General features: G+C 65.9%; 19 protein-coding genes. 18 read left to right on the top strand and 1 reads right to left on the bottom strand.

The features are described 5' to 3' along the window. Positions 1 to 16: 16 nt before the first annotated feature. Positions 17 to 1,381 (bottom strand): S9 family peptidase, encoded by a 1,365-nt coding sequence (locus tag Q4S45_RS21145; RefSeq protein ID WP_305507368.1) that lies wholly within the window; start codon positions 1,379 to 1,381, stop codon positions 17 to 19. A gap of 308 nt (positions 1,382 to 1,689) precedes the next feature. Here Q4S45_RS21145 and Q4S45_RS21150 point away from each other — a divergent pair, with 308 nt between their 5' ends. The 18 genes from Q4S45_RS21150 to hisH all read left to right on the top strand — a co-directional run bounded on the left by Q4S45_RS21150 (position 1,690) and on the right by hisH (position 17,262). Next, the gene (locus Q4S45_RS21150) at positions 1,690 to 2,280 is read left to right on the top strand and encodes a biliverdin-producing heme oxygenase (protein WP_305507369.1); all 591 of its coding nucleotides are present in this window, start codon (positions 1,690 to 1,692) and stop codon (positions 2,278 to 2,280) included. Further along, positions 2,273 to 4,432 carry an ATP-binding protein gene (locus tag Q4S45_RS21155; RefSeq protein ID WP_305507370.1) on the top strand — a complete coding sequence of 720 codons (2,160 nt, stop codon included), beginning with the start codon at positions 2,273 to 2,275 and terminating at the stop codon, positions 4,430 to 4,432. Before Q4S45_RS21150 ends, Q4S45_RS21155 begins: the two co-directional genes overlap by 8 nt. Before the next feature lie 319 nt (positions 4,433 to 4,751). Further along, positions 4,752 to 5,555, top strand: coding sequence for an ABC transporter ATP-binding protein (locus Q4S45_RS21160; RefSeq protein WP_305507371.1), 804 nt, complete (start codon positions 4,752 to 4,754; stop codon positions 5,553 to 5,555). After that, on the top strand, positions 5,552 to 6,334 hold the full coding sequence (gene mlaE, locus Q4S45_RS21165; protein ID WP_305507372.1) for a lipid asymmetry maintenance ABC transporter permease subunit MlaE: 783 nt from the start codon (positions 5,552 to 5,554) through the stop codon (positions 6,332 to 6,334). Before Q4S45_RS21160 ends, mlaE begins: the two co-directional genes overlap by 4 nt. 51 nt (positions 6,335 to 6,385) lie before the next feature. Next, on the top strand, positions 6,386 to 6,859 hold the full coding sequence (mlaD, locus tag Q4S45_RS21170; RefSeq protein WP_305507373.1) for an outer membrane lipid asymmetry maintenance protein MlaD: 474 nt from the start codon (positions 6,386 to 6,388) through the stop codon (positions 6,857 to 6,859). Beyond that, positions 6,856 to 7,800, top strand: coding sequence for a VacJ family lipoprotein (locus Q4S45_RS21175; RefSeq protein WP_305507374.1), 945 nt, complete (start codon positions 6,856 to 6,858; stop codon positions 7,798 to 7,800). Before mlaD ends, Q4S45_RS21175 begins: the two co-directional genes overlap by 4 nt. A gap of 73 nt (positions 7,801 to 7,873) precedes the next feature. Next, positions 7,874 to 8,509: a phospholipid-binding protein MlaC gene (locus Q4S45_RS21180; RefSeq protein ID WP_305507375.1), complete on the top strand. Its 636-nt coding sequence runs from the start codon at positions 7,874 to 7,876 to the stop codon at positions 8,507 to 8,509. Then, entirely contained in the window at positions 8,509 to 8,805 is a 297-nt protein-coding gene (locus tag Q4S45_RS21185; RefSeq protein ID WP_305507376.1) for a lipid asymmetry maintenance protein MlaB, read from the top strand. Before Q4S45_RS21180 ends, Q4S45_RS21185 begins: the two co-directional genes overlap by 1 nt. 131 nt (positions 8,806 to 8,936) lie before the next feature. Then, on the top strand, positions 8,937 to 9,851 hold the full coding sequence (locus Q4S45_RS21190) for an ABC transporter ATP-binding protein (protein ID WP_305507377.1): 915 nt from the start codon (positions 8,937 to 8,939) through the stop codon (positions 9,849 to 9,851). Further along, positions 9,848 to 10,621 (top strand): ABC transporter permease, encoded by a 774-nt coding sequence (locus Q4S45_RS21195; RefSeq protein WP_305507378.1) that lies wholly within the window; start codon positions 9,848 to 9,850, stop codon positions 10,619 to 10,621. Before Q4S45_RS21190 ends, Q4S45_RS21195 begins: the two co-directional genes overlap by 4 nt. 12 nt (positions 10,622 to 10,633) lie before the next feature. Continuing rightward, entirely contained in the window at positions 10,634 to 10,870 is a 237-nt protein-coding gene (locus Q4S45_RS21200; protein ID WP_305507379.1) for a BolA family protein, read from the top strand. A 4-nt stretch (positions 10,871 to 10,874) separates the two neighbouring features. Further along, positions 10,875 to 12,125 (top strand): UDP-N-acetylglucosamine 1-carboxyvinyltransferase, encoded by a 1,251-nt coding sequence (murA, locus tag Q4S45_RS21205; RefSeq protein ID WP_305507380.1) that lies wholly within the window; start codon positions 10,875 to 10,877, stop codon positions 12,123 to 12,125. Between the two features lie 2 nt (positions 12,126 to 12,127). Next, complete coding sequence (hisG, locus tag Q4S45_RS21210; RefSeq protein WP_305507381.1) at positions 12,128 to 12,802, top strand: ATP phosphoribosyltransferase; 675 nt, start codon at positions 12,128 to 12,130, stop codon at positions 12,800 to 12,802. 8 nt (positions 12,803 to 12,810) lie between these two features. Beyond that, positions 12,811 to 14,121 (top strand): histidinol dehydrogenase, encoded by a 1,311-nt coding sequence (gene hisD / locus Q4S45_RS21215; RefSeq protein ID WP_305507382.1) that lies wholly within the window; start codon positions 12,811 to 12,813, stop codon positions 14,119 to 14,121. Further along, entirely contained in the window at positions 14,118 to 14,915 is a 798-nt protein-coding gene (locus tag Q4S45_RS21220; RefSeq protein ID WP_305507383.1) for a site-specific DNA-methyltransferase, read from the top strand. The genes hisD and Q4S45_RS21220 overlap by 4 nt, the downstream gene beginning before the upstream one ends. A gap of 7 nt (positions 14,916 to 14,922) precedes the next feature. Then, complete coding sequence (hisC, locus tag Q4S45_RS21225) at positions 14,923 to 16,014, top strand: histidinol-phosphate transaminase (protein ID WP_305507384.1); 1,092 nt, start codon at positions 14,923 to 14,925, stop codon at positions 16,012 to 16,014. 13 nt (positions 16,015 to 16,027) lie between these two features. After that, a complete protein-coding gene (gene hisB / locus Q4S45_RS21230; RefSeq protein WP_305507385.1) occupies positions 16,028 to 16,618 on the top strand; it encodes an imidazoleglycerol-phosphate dehydratase HisB in 591 nt (196 codons plus the stop codon). Positions 16,619 to 16,623: 5 nt separating this feature from the next. Beyond that, positions 16,624 to 17,262 (top strand): imidazole glycerol phosphate synthase subunit HisH, encoded by a 639-nt coding sequence (gene hisH, locus Q4S45_RS21235; protein WP_305507386.1) that lies wholly within the window; start codon positions 16,624 to 16,626, stop codon positions 17,260 to 17,262. Position 17,263 lies beyond the last annotated feature (1 nt).

Consider the following 17,263-nt stretch of genomic DNA (forward strand, 5'->3'; position numbering starts at 1 on the left):
CCCATCTTCAAGTCAGCTACTGCTTGCGAACGAACGCCGTGACCTTGCTCAGCGCCGCCGGCGCGATCGTTTCGTCGAGCGCGCCATACTCGTCTTCCTTGCCGGTTTTCGCGGTCTGGAACATGTGATTGAGCGAGGGCATGACGGCCGACTCCACCTTCCTGTTCCCGCCCGCCTTCAACGCTGCCACGATGCCCTCCATGCTTTCGACGGGCACCTGGCGATCGACGCTGCCGTTCAGGGCCAGCACCGGGCAGCGCACGGCGCGCCAGTCATCGACCGGGTTCGCCTTCAACAGCACGGGCAGCATCGGCTTCGCGGCCATCGCAGTCGACAGCGTGCCCTGATTCATCCGGTGCTTGACCACCAGCGCGCGGTCTTCCGGCGACAATCCTTCGTACAGCGCCTTGAGCGCGGTGACCCGCGCAGCCGGTTCGGACTGCGTCATGACGATCTGGTAGTAGTTGCGCACATACGGCATCAAGCGCGCCACCGCCGCTTCATCGGCGCCATGGTCGGCCGCCGCCATCCGGTCCTGCAGCAGCATCAGGTCAATGCCGGGCAGGCCGACGCCCGCCAGCGACACGATGAAGTCGACCGCACCCGGATGAGCGGCCGCGTAACGCGCCGCGAGCATCGGTCCTTCGCTGTGGCCCAACGGGCCGACCTGGCGAAACTGCTTGCGCGCTCTCATCGCCTGAACGGCCGCGCCAACATCGTCAATCAGCTGCGCCTGGGTGTGATTCGCATAGTCGCCGGTGGACCGGCCAATGCCCCGCTTGTCGTAGCGCAGCACCGCAATGCCTTGCCGCGCGAGGTGGTCTGCCAGCACGGAAAAGGTGCGGTGCCCGTCGAATTCTTCATCGCGCGTCTGCGGGCCGCTGCCGTGCACCAGGATCACCACTTTCGGATGGCGGACACCGGCCGGCATGGACAGCGTCGCGCCCAGCATGACACCGTCGCCGCTTGGGATCGCGAGCGTTTCCTCTCGATAGGGAAGCGGCGCCACCGGGGTCTGGCTGCGCACTTTCCTCGGGAAGTCGGCGACCTGCTTCAGCTCGACGGGAAATGCCGCGCCGCCCTGCTTCCATTCGCCCTTGAAATGGTCTTCGGCCCACGTCAGCGTCATCGAACCGAAACCCAGGTCCGCGAGCGCCGTCTCGCCCATTTCGCTGATTTTCTTCACCGGCATGTTGTACGCGCCCAGGTCCGGATTGGCAAAACTGGCCCACGCCGAACCATCGGCCCTGGTGAACACTTCGGCGCCGACTTTCACGACGCGTCCGCCGGGCAGGATCATGTCGCCAAGCCAATGGCCGGGATGTTCGTCGAGCACGCCCGCGAACGCGCTCGCCTGCGCGAGAAAAAGGACGACCGGCACACAATGTCGTAACAACGGATTCATTAGCGGTCTCATGGGATAACGGAAGTTTGCGAAAGGCAACGATTTGTTGGCGCGAATGTTACCCACAATTTCTCGCGGCGTGCGAAAAAGTCAATATGTATATGTATATACTCCGCGCCTGTGACCGAGTATTCACCCCTGCATTTGTTCTCTTGGTCAAACGCACGCCCCGCGCGCGCCGCATGAGTGGCACGCATGATACGATTTCATACTGACATGCGGTGGCCACATGGAAAGCCTTCCATCCCCAGCCGTGGTCGAACTGCGAGGTGGGGTTGGAAAAAGTGCCAGATCTAGTCGAACCGGATGTGCTGGGAGCCTTGCGCCGCGCGACCGCCGACCGCCACGATGTCCTTGACCGCGCCATGCCGCTGGCGGCCGCCGCGCCGTCGCTGGCAGATTATGGCGCGCACCTGGCGCTGCTGCACACCTGGCTGGCCGCGATCGAAGCCTGGCTGGCCGGCTACCACGATGGCCCGCAGGATCCATCCGTGCTCGCGCCCTGCCCGCGCGCGGCCATCATCGCCGCCGACCTGGCCGACCCCGCGATGCCGGCCCAGCTTCCCCTGCTCACGCCGCCCGCGCCCTCCTGGCCCGCCGGCGCCGGCCCTGCCTACCGCTGGGGCGTGTGCTACGTCGTGGAAGGCTCGCAGCTGGGCGGCGCGGTCCTCTTCAAACGCTTGCGCGCCGCCCTGGCCCCGCATCCCCTGACCTATCTCGGCGCCGACGGCGCCGCGGTCGGCGCGCGCTGGCAGCACTTCATCGCCCAGCTGCGCGCCGGTGTGACCGCGCCGTGCGACGTGGCCGACGCCTGCGCCGGCGCCTGCGACGCCTTCGACAGCCTGCTCGCGCTGATGGATGGCGCGCATGAGTGACATCGACCTGACCCTGGCCAACTGCGCCGCCGAGCCGATCCACATTCCCGGCTCGATCCAGCCGCACGGCGCGCTGCTCGCGTTCAGCGCGCAGCGCCTGCTCGTCGCGTGGAGCGCCAACTGCCTTGAGGTGACCGGCGCGCAGCCGTCCCTGGGCGCCGAACTGGCGTCATTGAACTTGCCGCTCGCCGCGGTCGAACTGATTCACCAGGCCGGCGCCGACCTCGATGCGGGCGAAGCGATGCCGTCGGCCTGCGAGGTGACCATCGGCGACCAGGAGCTCGACTGCATCGTGCACGCGCACGACGGGCGCATCATCGCCGAATTCGAGCGCCGCTCGCTCAGCTCGGACGTGGTGGCCTCGTTCGCATTGAAGGCGCACGGCGCGATCGACCGCCTGAAGCGCCAGCAGTCGGTCGATGCGCTGCTGGCGATGGTGGTGCAGCAGGTGCGCCAGCTGACAGGCTTCGACCGCGTGATGGCCTACCGCTTCCGCCACGACGACAGCGGCGACGTCGTCGCCGAAGCGTGCAGCGACGCCATCGAGCCGTACCTGGGCCGGCGCTATCCGGCCAGCGACATTCCGGCGCAGGCGCGGCGCCTGTACCTGATCAACACCCTTCGCCTGATCTCCGACGTCGGCTACGTGCCGGTGCCGGTGCTGGGCCGCGAGGGCGACGCGCCGCTCGACATGAGCCACGGCGTGCTGCGCAGCGTCTCTCCGATCCACATCGAGTACCTGCAGAACATGGGTGTGCATGCGTCGATGAGCATCTCGATCGTCGTCGGCGGCCGCCTGTGGGGCATGCTGGCCTGCCACCACATGGCGCCGCGCCAGGTGCCGTACTCGATCCGCATGGCGGCCGACGTGCTGGCCCAGGTGCTCGCCTCGAGCGTGCAGACGCTGGAAGCGCGCGGCCAGGCGGCCGGCATCGAGCGCGCCGCGGAACTGGGTTCGCGCGTGCTCGAGACCATGAGCCATGAAGACGTGGTGCTGCGCGCGCTGGGCGAGCATGCGCCTGAACTGTGCGAAGCGCTGCACGCCGACGCGCTGGTGGTCGCCCAGCACGGTGAATTCGTCTGCCACGGCGACATCGACCACGCGCTGGTGCGCGCCATCCTCGATACCATCCCCGACAACGGCGAAGTGCTGTTCCAGCGCAGCGACCTGGCCGACTGGCCCGACGCGCTGCGGCCCCGACTCGGCAAATGGGTGGGCATGCTGGCGATGTCGTTCGACGCTTCCTCGCGCGGCATGCTGCTGGCGCTGCGCGCCGAGCAGATCGAAGCGGTGCGCTGGGCCGGCAAGCCGGACAAACTTGTCACGATCGGACCGCTCGGCCCGCGCCTGACGCCGCGCGGCTCGTTCGACGAATGGCGCGAGACCGTGCGCGGCCGCGCCGTGCCCTGGGACGCCACCTCGCTGACTATCGCCAGCCAGCTGCTGTCGAAAATCAGCCGCGCGGTCGCCGCGCGCAACGCCGAAATCGAACGCGCGCGCACCGAGCTGATGGCGATGCTGGGCCACGACCTGCGCGATCCGCTCCAGGCCATCAACATGGCCGGCGCGCTGCTCGAACGCGGTTCGCAGTCGGAGACTATCGGGCGGCGCATCCAGTCGTCGAGCAACCGCATGCAGCGGCTGATCGGGCACGTGCTCGACATGAGCCGCATCAACGGCGGCATTGGCCTCGGCATGCAGCTGGTGCGCACCAACCTGAACGCCATGCTGGCCGACCTGGTCGAGGAGGTCGCCGCGGCGCATCCGGGCGCCAGCTTCCGGCTCGATGCGCCGGCGCCGGTCAGCGCCATGGTCGATCCCGACCGCCTGGTGCAGGTGCTGTCGAACCTGCTGTCGAACGCGCGCCATCATGGCGAGGCGGGCAAGCCGATCACGATCGGTCTGCATGCGGACGGCCAGGACGCGGTGATCACCGTGCGCAACTACGCCGCGCCGATTCCCGACGCGGTGGCCGACAAGCTGTTCGACCCGTTCAAGCACACCTCGCTGCACAATCCGGGCAACCGCAAGGGCGTCGGGCTGGGCCTGTACATCGCGCACCAGATCGCGCGCGGGCACGGTGGCTCGCTGGCTTACCGTTACGAGGCGCCGGAGATCGTGTTCACGCTGCTGCTACCGCTGGGACAGTGAGGAAAGTGGGGTCAGGTCCGCAGGACCAGACCCCGATACTGCATGCGGCGCGGCCGGGGTCCGGTCCTGCGGACCTGACCCCATCTCCCACTTCTGCTGCAATTTACATACACGTATGTATTTTAATTTCCGCACACAGTTGCTGCGCTGCGGAAATAAATATGTGCATAAAAACAGACACTTACGGCAGGAAATATCTGACTCGCCGTTCATTAGTGTTGTATTCTATGCCACGCCGCGCGCGCCAAATCGGGCGCCGGCCAGCAGAGATTGACCTTTCTGCACTACAATACGGCATTCCCAAATACTGACTACCCCTGTGTCCAATCTAGTCGAAATCCGCGATCTGCAGTTTGCCTATGGAGAGCGCGTCATCCTGTCCAACCTGCGCATGGACTTCCCGCGCGGGAAGGTCGTCGCCGTCATGGGTGGCTCCGGCTGCGGCAAGACCACCGTGCTGCGCCTGATCGGCGGCCAGATCCGCCCGCAAAAAGGCGAGGTGAAGGTCGGCGGCGAAGTGGTGCACCAGCTCGACACCGACGGCCTGTACCGCCTGCGCCGCAAGATGGGCATGCTGTTCCAGTTCGGCGCGCTGTTTACCGACCTGACCGTGTTCGACAACGTCGCCTTCCCGCTGCGCGAGCACACCAACCTGCCGGAAGAACTGATCCGCGACCTGGTGCTGCTGAAGCTCAACGCCGTCGGCCTGCGCAACGCCCACAAACTCAAGCCGTCCGAGATCTCGGGCGGCATGGCGCGCCGCGTCGCCGTCGCGCGCGCCATCGCGCTCGACCCGGAACTGATCATGTACGACGAGCCGTTCGCCGGCCTCGACCCGATCTCGATGGGCGTCACCGCCAACCTGATCCGCAAGCTCAACGACGCGCTCGGCTCGACCTCGATCCTGGTCTCGCACGATGTCCACGAGTGCTTCGCGATCGCCGACTACGTGTACTTCATGTCGGCCGGGAAGATCGTCGCCCAGGGCACGCCGGCCGAGATGCGAGTGTCGACCGACCCCTACGTCAAGCAGTTCGTCAACGCCGAAGCGGACGGCCCGGTGCCGTTCGATTATCCGGGCACAGCGCTGGCCGACGACCTCGGCCTGGGGGTGGCGGCATGATCGGCACGCTCCTCGCCGGCATCGGCCGCCCCATCCGCGAAAGCATCGCCCACATCGGCTTTGCCACCCGCTCGTTCTTCGGCCTGATGGGCGTGACGCCGGGCGCGCTGCGCCGGCCCGCGCTGATCTCCGAGCAGATCCATTTCATCGGCAACTATTCGCTGGTGATCATCGTCGTCTCCGGCCTGTTCGTCGGCATGGTGCTGGGCCTGCAGGGCTACATCACGCTCACGCCCTACGGCGCGGAACAAAAGCTCGGCCAGGTTGTCGCACTCGCATTGGTGCGCGAGCTGGGGCCGGTCGTCACCGCGCTGCTGTTCGCCGGCCGGGCCGGCACCTCGCTGACCGCGCAGATCGGCCTGATGAAGGCCGGCGAGCAGTTGTCCGCGATGGAAATGATGGCGATCAACCCGGTGCAGCGCGTGCTGGCGCCGCGCTTCTGGGCCGGCGTGATCGCGATGCCGCTGCTGGCGACCATTTTCAGTGCCGTCGGCGTGCTCGGCGGCTACTTGGTCGGCGTGCAGCTGATCGGCGTGGACGAAGGCGCGTTCTGGTCGCAGATGCAGGCCAACGTCGACGTGCGCGCCGACGTGTTGAACGGCGTGATCAAGAGCGTGGTGTTCGGCATCGCCGTCACGTTCACGGCGCTGTTCCAGGGCTACCACGCCGAGCCTACCCCGGAAGACGTCTCGCGCGCCACCACGCGCACCGTGGTGATCGCCTCGCTGATGGTGTGGGGCCTCGATTTCGTGCTGACCGCACTGATGTTCAACAAGTAATTGAATCCGCCGGCACCGTCCGGGCGAATAACAAGAGTTAGGAAATAAATTATGCACCGCAAAACGATCGATGTCTGGGTTGGCCTGTTTGTCCTGTTGGGGCTGGCCTCGCTGGTGTTCCTGGCGCTCAAGGCCGGCAACATGAGCACCCTGTCGTTCAGCAAGACCTACGCCATCACCGGCAAGTTCGACAACATCGGCGGCCTGAAGCCGCAGGCGCCCGTCAAGAGCGCCGGCGTGGTGGTCGGCCGGGTCGGCGACATCCGCTTCGACGACAAGACCTACCAGGCGATGGTCACGCTGGACATGGACGCGGGCCACAAGTTCCCGAAGGACAGCTCGCTGAAGATCCTCACCGCCGGCCTGCTCGGCGAACAGTACATCGGCATCGTGCCGGGCGGCGACACCGTCGACCTGAAGGCGGGCGACCGCATCAACAGCACCCAATCGGCCGCCGTGCTGGAAGACCTGATCAACCAGTTCATCTACAGCAAGGCCGCGGACGGAAAGGACAGCGCAAAATGATCACCAATCGCACCCGTTCGGTCGTGCTGGCGCTGGCCGCCTGCTCGGCCCTGGCCGGCTGCGCGACGGGTCCCAACCCGCGCGACCCGTACGAGAAATTCAACCGCAAGATGTTCGCGTTCAACGACGCGGTCGACCGCGTCGCCCTGAAGCCAGCCGCCACCGCCTACAAGCAGGTGCTGCCTGGTTTTGTCCAGACCGGCGTGTCCAACTTCTTCGGCAACCTGTCGGACCTGTGGACGGGCGTGAACAACCTGTTGCAAGGCAAGGGCGCCGACGGCCTTTCCGACCTGACCCGCTTCTCGGTCAACTCGACCCTGGGCTTGGGCGGCCTGCTCGACATCGGTTCGGAAGCCGGCTTGCAGAAGCACAACGAGGACTTCGGCCAGACCCTGGGCGCCTGGGGCGTGCCGTCCGGCCCCTACCTGATGCTGCCGCTGCTGGGCCCGTCCACGGTGCGCGACACCGCCGGCATCCCGCTCGACGTCACCGCCGATCCCTGGGCCTATGTCTATCCCGTGCACACGCGCAACATCGGCATCGCCGTGCGCGCCGTGGACCAGCGCGCCCAGGTGCTCGACGCGTCGAACCTGATGGAAGAAGCCGCGCTCGACCGCTACGAATTCATCCGCGACGGCTTCCTGCAGCGCCGCGAAAGCCGCATCATGGACGGCGGCGGCAAGGCCAAGCTCAAGCAGATCCTCAAGAAGGACGATGCGCCGGCCGACGCCAAGAGCATCAAGGCGGCCTATCCGGACGATCCGGGCCCGACCGGCGGCGCCGCGCCGACCCCTGCGCCAGCCCCGGCCCCGGCGCCGAAGTCGGACAAGCCGTCCGACGCCAAGTCCATCAAGGACGCGTATCCGGACGATCCGGGCCCGACGCCCGAGCCCGCAGCCGAGAAAAAGCCGGCCGTGTCATCCGAACCGCCGACAAAGTAGTTAACCCGTATCCTGTACCGCCAACTGCGCGCGGTTTGCAGCCTGTAGTTCCCGCAAACATGAAAGAGGGCATATGAAACTGATCAAACAACTTATTGCACTAAGCGCCATCGCAATTTCCGCATTCGCCACCGCCGCGCCAAATGAAGCACCGGACGTGCTCGTCAAGCGCATCAGCAACGACGTGATTGAAACGGCCAAGGCCGACAAGGACATCCAGGCCGGCAACGTCAACAAGGTGACCCAGCTGGTCGATTCGAAGATCCTGCCGTACGTCGATTTCCAGCGCATGACCGCGCTGGCCGCCGGCCGTTTCTGGCGCGACGCCACCCCTGAGCAGAAGACCGCCCTGTCGAACGAGTTCCGCACGCTGCTGATCCACACCTACTCGGGCGCGCTGTCGCAGATCAAGAACGAAACCGTGGAATTCAAGCCGATGCGCGCCGATCCGGCCGACACCGAAGTCGAAGTGCGCTCGGTGGTCAACGTCGCCCGCGGCGAGCCGATCCAGCTGAACTACCGCCTGTCCAAGAGCCCGTCGGGCTGGAAGATTTTCGACATCAACGTGCTCGGCGCGTGGCTGGTGGAAACCTACCGCGGCACCTTCGCCACCGAGATCAGCAAGGGCGGGATCGACGGCCTGATCAAGAAGCTGGCCGAGCGCAACAAGGACCTGGCCAACAAGCCGCTCAAGGCGTCGTCGAAGTAATGACCGAATCGACTTCTTCCGCGCCGCTCGAGAGCCTGACGTTCGCCACCGCGCGGGCGGCGCTCGAGCGCGGCCTGGCCGCGCTGCGGGCCGGCCAGACCGTGTTCGACCTGGCCTCGCTCAAGTCGTCCGACTCGTCCGGCGTGGCGGTGCTGCTGGAGCTGCAGCGCCAGGCGCGCAAGTCCGGCGTCACGTTGTCGTTCCTGAACCTGCCGGTCAGCCTGCAAAGCCTGCTGACGCTGTACGGCGTCGATACCCTCCTCGCCGCATCGCCGGCCGACCTCCAGCATCATTGACCCTCGCGTCACGGGGTCTGGTCCTGCGGAGCGACGGGGACGCCTAGTCCCCATCCTGGGCCGCCCCGCGGCTCATCGGCAATTTCCCCTATAATTGACCGTTCCCCCCGCGAAATTCACCAAGCACACGAATGACAGCAGCAATCCAGATTAACAACGTCGAGAAAAGCTACAAGTCCCTGAAGGCCTTGGGCGGCGTTTCCCTGACGATCGAGCAAGGTGAATTTTTTGGCCTGCTCGGCCCCAACGGCGCCGGCAAGACCACCCTGATTTCGACCATCGCCGGCCTGATCCGCCCCGACGCCGGCAGCGTGTCCATCCACGGCCACGATGTCGTCACCGATTTCCGCGCCGCGCGCAAGCTGCTCGGCGTGGTGCCGCAGGAGCTGGTGTTCGACCCGTTCTTCACGGTGCGCGAAACACTGCGCCTGCAGTCCGGCTACTTCGGCCTGAAGAACAACGACAAGTGGATCGACGAGGTGATGGAAAACCTCGACCTGACCAACAAGGCCGACACCAACATGCGCGCGCTGTCGGGCGGCATGAAGCGCCGCGTGCTCGTCGCCCAGGCGCTGGTGCACAAGCCGCCCGTGATCGTGCTCGACGAGCCGACCGCCGGCGTCGACGTCGAGCTGCGCCAGGGCTTGTGGAAGTTCATCTCGCGCCTGAACCGCGAAGGCCACACGGTCGTGCTGACCACCCACTACCTGGAAGAAGCGCAGGCCATGTGCCAGCGCGTGGCGATGCTGCGCGCCGGGAAGGTGGTCGCGCTCGACACGATGAAGTCGCTGATCCGCCGTATCTCCGGCTCGCAGCTGATCGTGCACGTGGCCAGCGGCACGCTGCCGGACGACCTGCGCCACCTGGTCTCGCACGACGAGAACAACCATGGCAAAAAATACAGCCTGCGCGTGAACGAATACGCCGAAGTCGAGCAGATTCTCGCGCGCCTGCGCGAAGCCGGCGTCGTGATCGACGAAATGCAGTTGCAACAAGCCGATCTGGAAGATATCTTCTTGCAGATCATGGATGGAGGTTCGCTGTGAACGTGTTTTCCGTAGGTTTCCAGACCCTGCTCTACAAGGAGACGCTGCGCTTCTGGAAGGTCGCCACCCAAACGGTCGCGGCGCCGATCCTGACCGCCATGCTGTACCTGCTGATCTTCGGCCACGTGCTTGACGGCCGCATCGAGGTCTATCCCGGCTCCGGCGTGTCGTACACCGCCTTCCTGATCCCTGGCCTGGTGATGATGAGCGTGCTGCAGAACGCCTTCGCCAACTCATCGTCCTCGCTGATCCAGTCCAAGATCACCGGCAACCTGGTGTTCATCCTGCTGCCGCCGCTGTCGCACTGGGAGATCATCTCGGCCTACGTGCTGGCCTCCGTGGTGCGCGGCCTGGCCGTCGGCGCCGGCGTGTTCGTCATCACCGCCTGGTTCGCCCACCTGTCCTTCGTCGCGCCGCTGTGGATCGTCGTGTTCGCGCTGCTCGGCGCCGCCATCCTCGGCACGATGGGCGTCATCGCCGGCGTCTGGGCCGAAAAATTCGACCAGCTCGCCGCGTTCCAGAACTTCCTGATCATGCCGCTGACCTTTTTGGCCGGCGTGTTCTACTCGATCAAGTCGCTGCCGCCGTTCTGGCTCGCGGTATCGCACTTCAATCCGTTTTTCTACATGATCGACGGCTTCCGCTACGGCTTCTTCGGCCAGTCCGATATTTCGCCGTGGACCAGCCTCGCGATCGTCAGCGCCTTCTTCGCGGTGCTCGCGTCGATCGCCGTCAATTTGCTCAAGCGCGGCTACAACCTGCGCCACTAAAAGGAAACCAGCATGGCTACTACTCCCGAAGCGATCCACAGCTACATCAGCAACGGCCTCGAATGCACCCACCTCGAAGTCGAGGGCGACGGCCAGCACTTCACCGCGGTCATCGTCTCGCCGGCGTTTGCCGGCAAGCGCCCGATCGCCCGCCACCAGCTGGTGTACGCCGCGCTGGGCGACCGCATGCGCGAAGAAATCCACGCGCTGTCGATGAAGACGCTCACCCCTGAAGAATATCAAGGATAAGACCATGGACAAGCTCCAGATTGTCGGCGGCAAGCGCCTCAACGGTGACATCACCATCTCCGGCGCCAAGAACGCCGCCCTGCCGATCCTGTGCGCGGGCCTGCTGACCGCGGGCGACCTCGAATTGTCGAACGTGCCGCACCTGCACGACGTCAAGACCATGCTCAAGCTGCTGGCGCAGACCGGCCTGACGGTGAAGCAGGACGGCGAGCACGTCACGCTGAACGGCGGCGCGATCACGACGCTGGAAGCGCCGTACGAACTGGTGAAAACCATGCGCGCGTCGATCCTGGTGCTCGGCCCCCTGCTGGCGCGCTTCGGCTCGGCCAAGGTGTCGCTGCCCGGCGGCTGCGCGATCGGCTCGCGTCCGGTCGACCAGCACATCAAGGGCCTGGAAGCGCTGGGCGCCGAAATCAGCATCGAAGGCGGCTACATCTACGCCCGCTGCGCCAAGCTCAAAGGCGCCAGCATCCGCACCGAGATGATCACCGTGACCGGCACCGAGAACCTGCTGATGGCCGCGACCCTGGCCGAAGGCGAGACCATTCTCGAAAACGCCGCCCAGGAACCGGAAGTGACCGACCTGGCCAACCTGCTGGTGAAGATGGGCGCGAAGATCGACGGCATCGGCACCGGCCGGCTGGTGATCCAGGGCGTGCCGTCGCTGCATGGCGCCAAGCACGCGGTCATTTCCGACCGCATCGAAGCGGCTACTTTCCTCTGCGCCGTCGCGGCCACCGGCGGCGACATCCTGCTCAAGAACACCCGCACCGACATCATGGACGCAGGCCTCGACAAGCTGCGCGAAATCGGCCTGGTGATGGACATCGGCGACAGCACGATCCGCGCGCGCATGGATGCGCGTCCTCGTCCCGTCACCTTCGTCACCACTGAATACCCGGGCTTCCCGACCGACATGCAGGCGCAGTTCATGGCGGTCAACACCATCGCCGACGGCGCCAGCCAGGTCACCGAGACCATTTTTGAAAACCGCTTCATGCACGTGCAGGAAATGAACCGCCTGGGCGCGGCCATCCGCACCGACGGCAACGTCGCCCACATCGGCGGCGTGTCCCGCCTGCGCGGCGCGCCCGTGATGGCGACCGACCTGCGCGCCTCGGCCTCGCTGGTGATCGCCGGCATGGCGGCCGAAGGCACCACGCTGATCGACCGCATCTACCACCTCGACCGCGGCTACGACCGGATGGAAGTGAAGCTGTCCGCCGTCGGCGCCGATATCGTGCGGATCAAGTAATCATGAACCCGTTCGCTCCCCAGGCCAGCGGCCAGCTGATCCTCGCGCTGTCCAAAGGCCGCATCTTCGACGACACGCTGCCGCTGCTGGCGGCGGCCGGCATCGAGGTGACCGAGAATCCGGAAACCTCGCGCAAGCTGATCCTCGCCACCAACGACCCGAACGTGCGCGTCATCATCGTGCGCGCGTCCGACGTGCCGACCTACGTGCAGTACGGCGCCGCCGATTTCGGCGTGGCCGGCAAGGACGTGCTCAACGAGCATGGCGGCGAAGGGCTGTATCAGCCGATCGACCTTGCCATCGCCAAGTGCCGCATGTCGGTCGCGGTGCACGCCGGCTTCGACTACGACAGCGCGGTGCGCCAGGGCGCGCGCCTGCGCGTGGCCACCAAGTTCGTCCAGACCGCGCGCGAGCATTTCGCCGCCAAGGGCGTGCACGTGGACCTGATCAAGCTGTACGGCTCGATGGAGCTGGCGCCGCTGGTCGGCCTGTCCGACGCCATCGTCGACGTGGTCTCCACCGGCAGCACGCTGCGCGCCAACAACCTGGTGGAAGTCGAAACCATCATGGAGATCTCGTCGCGCCTGGTGGTCAACCAGGCGGCGCTGAAACTCAAGCGCGCGCGGCTCCAACCCATCCTCGACGCGTTCGAACGCGCCTCCAAGTTGCAAGGCTGATTTATCCCATGACGATCCAGATCCGCAAACTCGATTCCACCGAACCTGACTTCCGCAAGAAGCTCGACGCGCTGCTCGCGTTCGAGGAGTCGGCCGATGACGCCATCGAGTCCGCGGTGGCCAAGATCCTGGCCGACGTCAAGGCGCGCGGCGACGCCGCGGTGCTGGAATACACCAACCGTTTCGATCGAATCAGTGCGGCGGGCATGGCCGAATTCGACATCGGCCAGGCCGAACTGGATGCGGCGCTGGCATCGCTGCCGCAAGCGCAGCGCGCCGCGCTGCAGACCGCGGCGGACCGCATCCGCGTATTTCACGAGCGCCAGAAGCAGGAACTGCAAGGCTTCAGCTACACCGAGCCTGACGGCACGGTGCTGGGCCAGCGCATCACGCCGCTGGACCGGGTCGGCATCTACGTCCCGGGCGGCAAGGCCGCGTATCCGTCGTCGGTGCTGATGAACGCGATTCCCGCCAAGGTGGCCGGCGTGGCGGAGATCATCATGGTGGTGCCGACCCCGGACGGCGTGAAGAACCAGATGGTGCTGGCCGCCGCCGCGATTGCCGGCGTCACGCGCGTGATCACCATCGGCGGCGCGCAGGCCGTCGGCGCGCTGGCCTACGGCACCGCGACGATTCAGCCGGTCGACAAGATCGTCGGCCCCGGCAACGCCTACGTGGCGTCGGCCAAGCGCCGCGTGTTCGGCACGGTCGGCATCGACATGATCGCCGGCCCGTCCGAGATCCTGGTGCTGTGCGACGGCACCACCGATCCGGACTGGGTGGCGATGGACCTGTTCTCGCAGGCCGAGCACGACGAACTGGCGCAGGCCATCATGCTGTGCCCGGACGCGGACTACATCGCGCAGGTCGAAGCGAGCATCCACAAGCTGTTGCCGACCATGCCGCGCCAGGACACGATCCGCACTTCGATGACGGACCGCGGCGCGCTGGTGAAAGTGCGCGACATGGAGGAGGCCTGCGAGATCGCCAACGCCATCGCCGCCGAGCACCTGGAGATTTCGGCGGAAGACCCGCAGCAGTGGGCCGACAAAATCCGCCACGCCGGCGCCATGTTCCTGGGCCGCTTCTCGTCCGAGTCGCTGGGCGACTACTGCTGCGGCCCGAACCACGTGCTGCCGACTTCGCGCACGGCGCGCTTCTCGTCGCCGCTGGGCGTGTACGACTTCCAGAAGCGCTCCTCGATCCTGTTCGTGTCCGAAGCGGGCGCCCAGACGCTCGGCAAGGTCGCGGCCGAACTGGCCTACGGCGAGGGCTTGCAGGCGCACGCCCGCAGCGCCGAACTGCGGCTGAAGTCATGAGCGACTGGATCAACCGGGTATTTTGCGAGGATGCGCTCGAAGGCCTGGCGCGCATTCCCGACGGCTCGGTGGACCTGATCCTGACCGACCCGCCCTACAACCTGGGCAAGGACTACGGCAACGCCTCCGACCAGCAAAGCGTGGCCGACTACCTGGCGTGGACCGAGCAGTGGGTGGACATGGCCCTGCCCAAGCTCAAACCCAACGGCAGCCTGTACATCTTCCTGACCTGGCGCTTTTCGCCGGAGATCTTCGTCATGCTCAAGCAGCGCATGACGATGATGAACGAGATCATCTGGGACCGCCGCGTGCCGTCGATGGGCGGCAGCGTGCGCAGCTTCACGTCGGTGCACGACACGATCGGCTTTTTCGTCAAGCGCAAGGACTACTACTTCGACCTCGACGCCGTGCGCATCGCCTACGACGCCGAAACCAAGAAGGCCCGCTCGCGCTCGATCTTCGTGGGCGCCAAGTGGCTGGAACTGGGCTACAACCCGAAGGACCTGTGGAGCGTGTCACGCCTGCACAAGGAGCATCCGGAGCGCGAGGACCACCCGACCCAGAAGCCGCTCGAGATCATCGAGCGGATGGTCAAGGCCTCGTGTCCGCCCGGCGGCGTGGTGCTCGACCCGTTCATGGGCAGCGGCACCACCGCGATCGCGGCCAGGCGCTGCGGGCGCGATTACGTCGGCTTCGAGCTGAATCCGGCATACTGCGAGATCATCGAGGAGCGCCTCGCGGCGCCCGTATTGGAAGCCAAACCGAAAAAAGCCAGGGCAGTCGCCGCCAGCTGAGGAAACCATGTCCTTCATCGATAACCTGATCACCAACACCATCCGCGCCGACGTGCGCAAGGCGAACAGCTACAACGTGCCCGACTCCAGCGGCTACATCAAGCTGGACTCGATGGAGAACCCGTACCAGCTGCCGGTCGAACTGCGCGCGGAACTGGGCCGGCGCCTGGCCGATGCGGCGCTGAACCGCTATCCGGTCCCGTCCTATGCCGCGCTAAAGCGGGCGATCTGCGCCAAGCTGGGTGTCCCGACGGGGTACGACGTCATCCTGGGCAACGGCTCGGATGAACTGATCTCGATCGTCGCCATGGCCACCGCGCACCAGGACCGCCGCGCGGTGATACTCGCGCCGGTGCCGGCTTTCGTGATGTACCAGCGCTCGGCGCAATTTGCCGGCATGGACTTCGTCGGCGTGGCGCTCAAGTCCGACTTCTCGCTCGACATGCCGGCGATGCTGGCCGCGATCGCCGAGCACAAGCCGGCGGTGCTGTTCCTGGCCTACCCGAACAACCCGACCGGCAACCTGTACGACGCGGCCGACATGGCCGAACTGATCGACGCGCTGGGCGACACCGGCATCGCCGTCGTCGACGAGGCCTACGAGCCGTTCGCACGCACCAGCTTCATGGGCCACCTCGAGGAGTTCGAGAACCTGGTTGTGATGCGTACCCTGTCCAAGCTTGGCCTGGCCGGCATCCGCCTGGGCTACATGTCGGCCGCGCCCGCGCTGCTGGCGCAGTTCGACAAGGTGCGCCCGCCCTACAACGTCAACGTGCTGACCCAGGCCGCCGCGGAATTCGCGCTCGAACACCTCGATGTGCTCAACAAGCAGGCGGAGCAGCTCAACGCCGCCCGCACCGAACTGGCTGCGGAACTGGCGAAGCTGCCCGGCGTCGAAGTCTATCCGTCCGCCGCCAATTTCCTTACCTTCAAAGTGCCCAATTCCGAAGATGCTTGCGCGAAACTGACCGGCGCGAAGGTGCTGGTCAAAAATCTCGGTAAAATGCACGAACTGCTGGCCAATTGCGTGCGCGTGACCGTCAGTACGCCCGAAGAAAACGCCGCATTCCTGACTGCCCTGAAGGCAGCACTGAAATAAAGAGCAACAGTCCATGACCCGCACCGCTGAAATCATCCGCAACACCAACGAGACGCAGATCCGCGTCGCGATCAACCTCGACGGCACCGGCGTCCAGAAGCTCAACACCGGCGTGCCTTTTCTGGACCACATGCTCGACCAGATCGCGCGCCACGGCCTGATCGACCTCGACATCGAGTGCGTGGGCGACCTGCACATCGACGCCCACCACACGGTCGAAGACACCGGCATCACGCTGGGCATGGCGGTGGCCAAGGCGATCGGCGACAAGAAGGGCATCCGCCGCTACGGCCACGCCTACGTGCCGCTGGACGAGGCGCTGTCGCGCGTGGTGATCGATTTCTCCGGCCGTCCGGGCCTGGAAATGCACGTGCCGTGGAAGCGCGCGATGATCGGCGCCTTCGACGTCGACCTGGCGCACGAATTCTTCCAGGGCTTCGTCAACCACGCGCTGGTGTCGCTGCACATCGATAACCTGCGCGGCGAGAACGCGCACCACCAGTGCGAGACCGTGTTCAAGGCCTTCGGCCGCGCGCTGCGCATGGCCGCCGAACTCGATCCGCGTTCGGCCGGCGTGATCCCGTCCACCAAAGGCACCCTGTAACGGCCATGAATAAAATCGTCGTGGTCGATTACGGCATGGGCAATCTCCGCTCGGTGGCGCAGGCGCTGCGCGCGGTGGCGCCCGACGCCAACGTGCTCATTTCCGGGGAAGCTGCCGACATCGACAGCGCCGACCGCGTCGTGCTGCCGGGCCAGGGCGCGATGCGCGACTGCATGCTCAGCCTGCGCGAATCGGGCGTCGAGGATGCGCTGCTGCGCGCTTCCAGGAACAAGCCGCTGATGGGCGTGTGCGTGGGCGAGCAGATGCTGTTCGACCGCAGCGAGGAAGGCGACACCGCCGGCCTTGGCCTGCTGCCGGGCCGCGTGGTGCGCTTTCGCCTCGACGGCATGACGCAGGCCGACGGCTCGCGCTTCAAGGTGCCGCAGATGGGCTGGAACCGCGTGCGCCAGGTGCGGCCGCACCCGATCTGGGAAGGCATCGGCGACGATGCCTATTTCTACTTCGTGCACAGCTACTACGCCCAGCCGGTGGACCCGGGCGACACCATCGGCGAAACCGATTACGGCGCGCCGTTCTGCTGCGCGGTCGCGCGCGAGAATATCGTCGCCACCCAGTTTCATCCCGAGAAAAGCGCGGCCGCCGGCCTGCGGCTGTACCAGAATTTCGTTCACTGGAATCCGTAAG

The sequence above is a fragment of the Massilia sp. R2A-15 genome (assembly GCF_030704305.1).
GTDB lineage: Bacteria > Pseudomonadota > Gammaproteobacteria > Burkholderiales > Burkholderiaceae_D > JAFCUW01.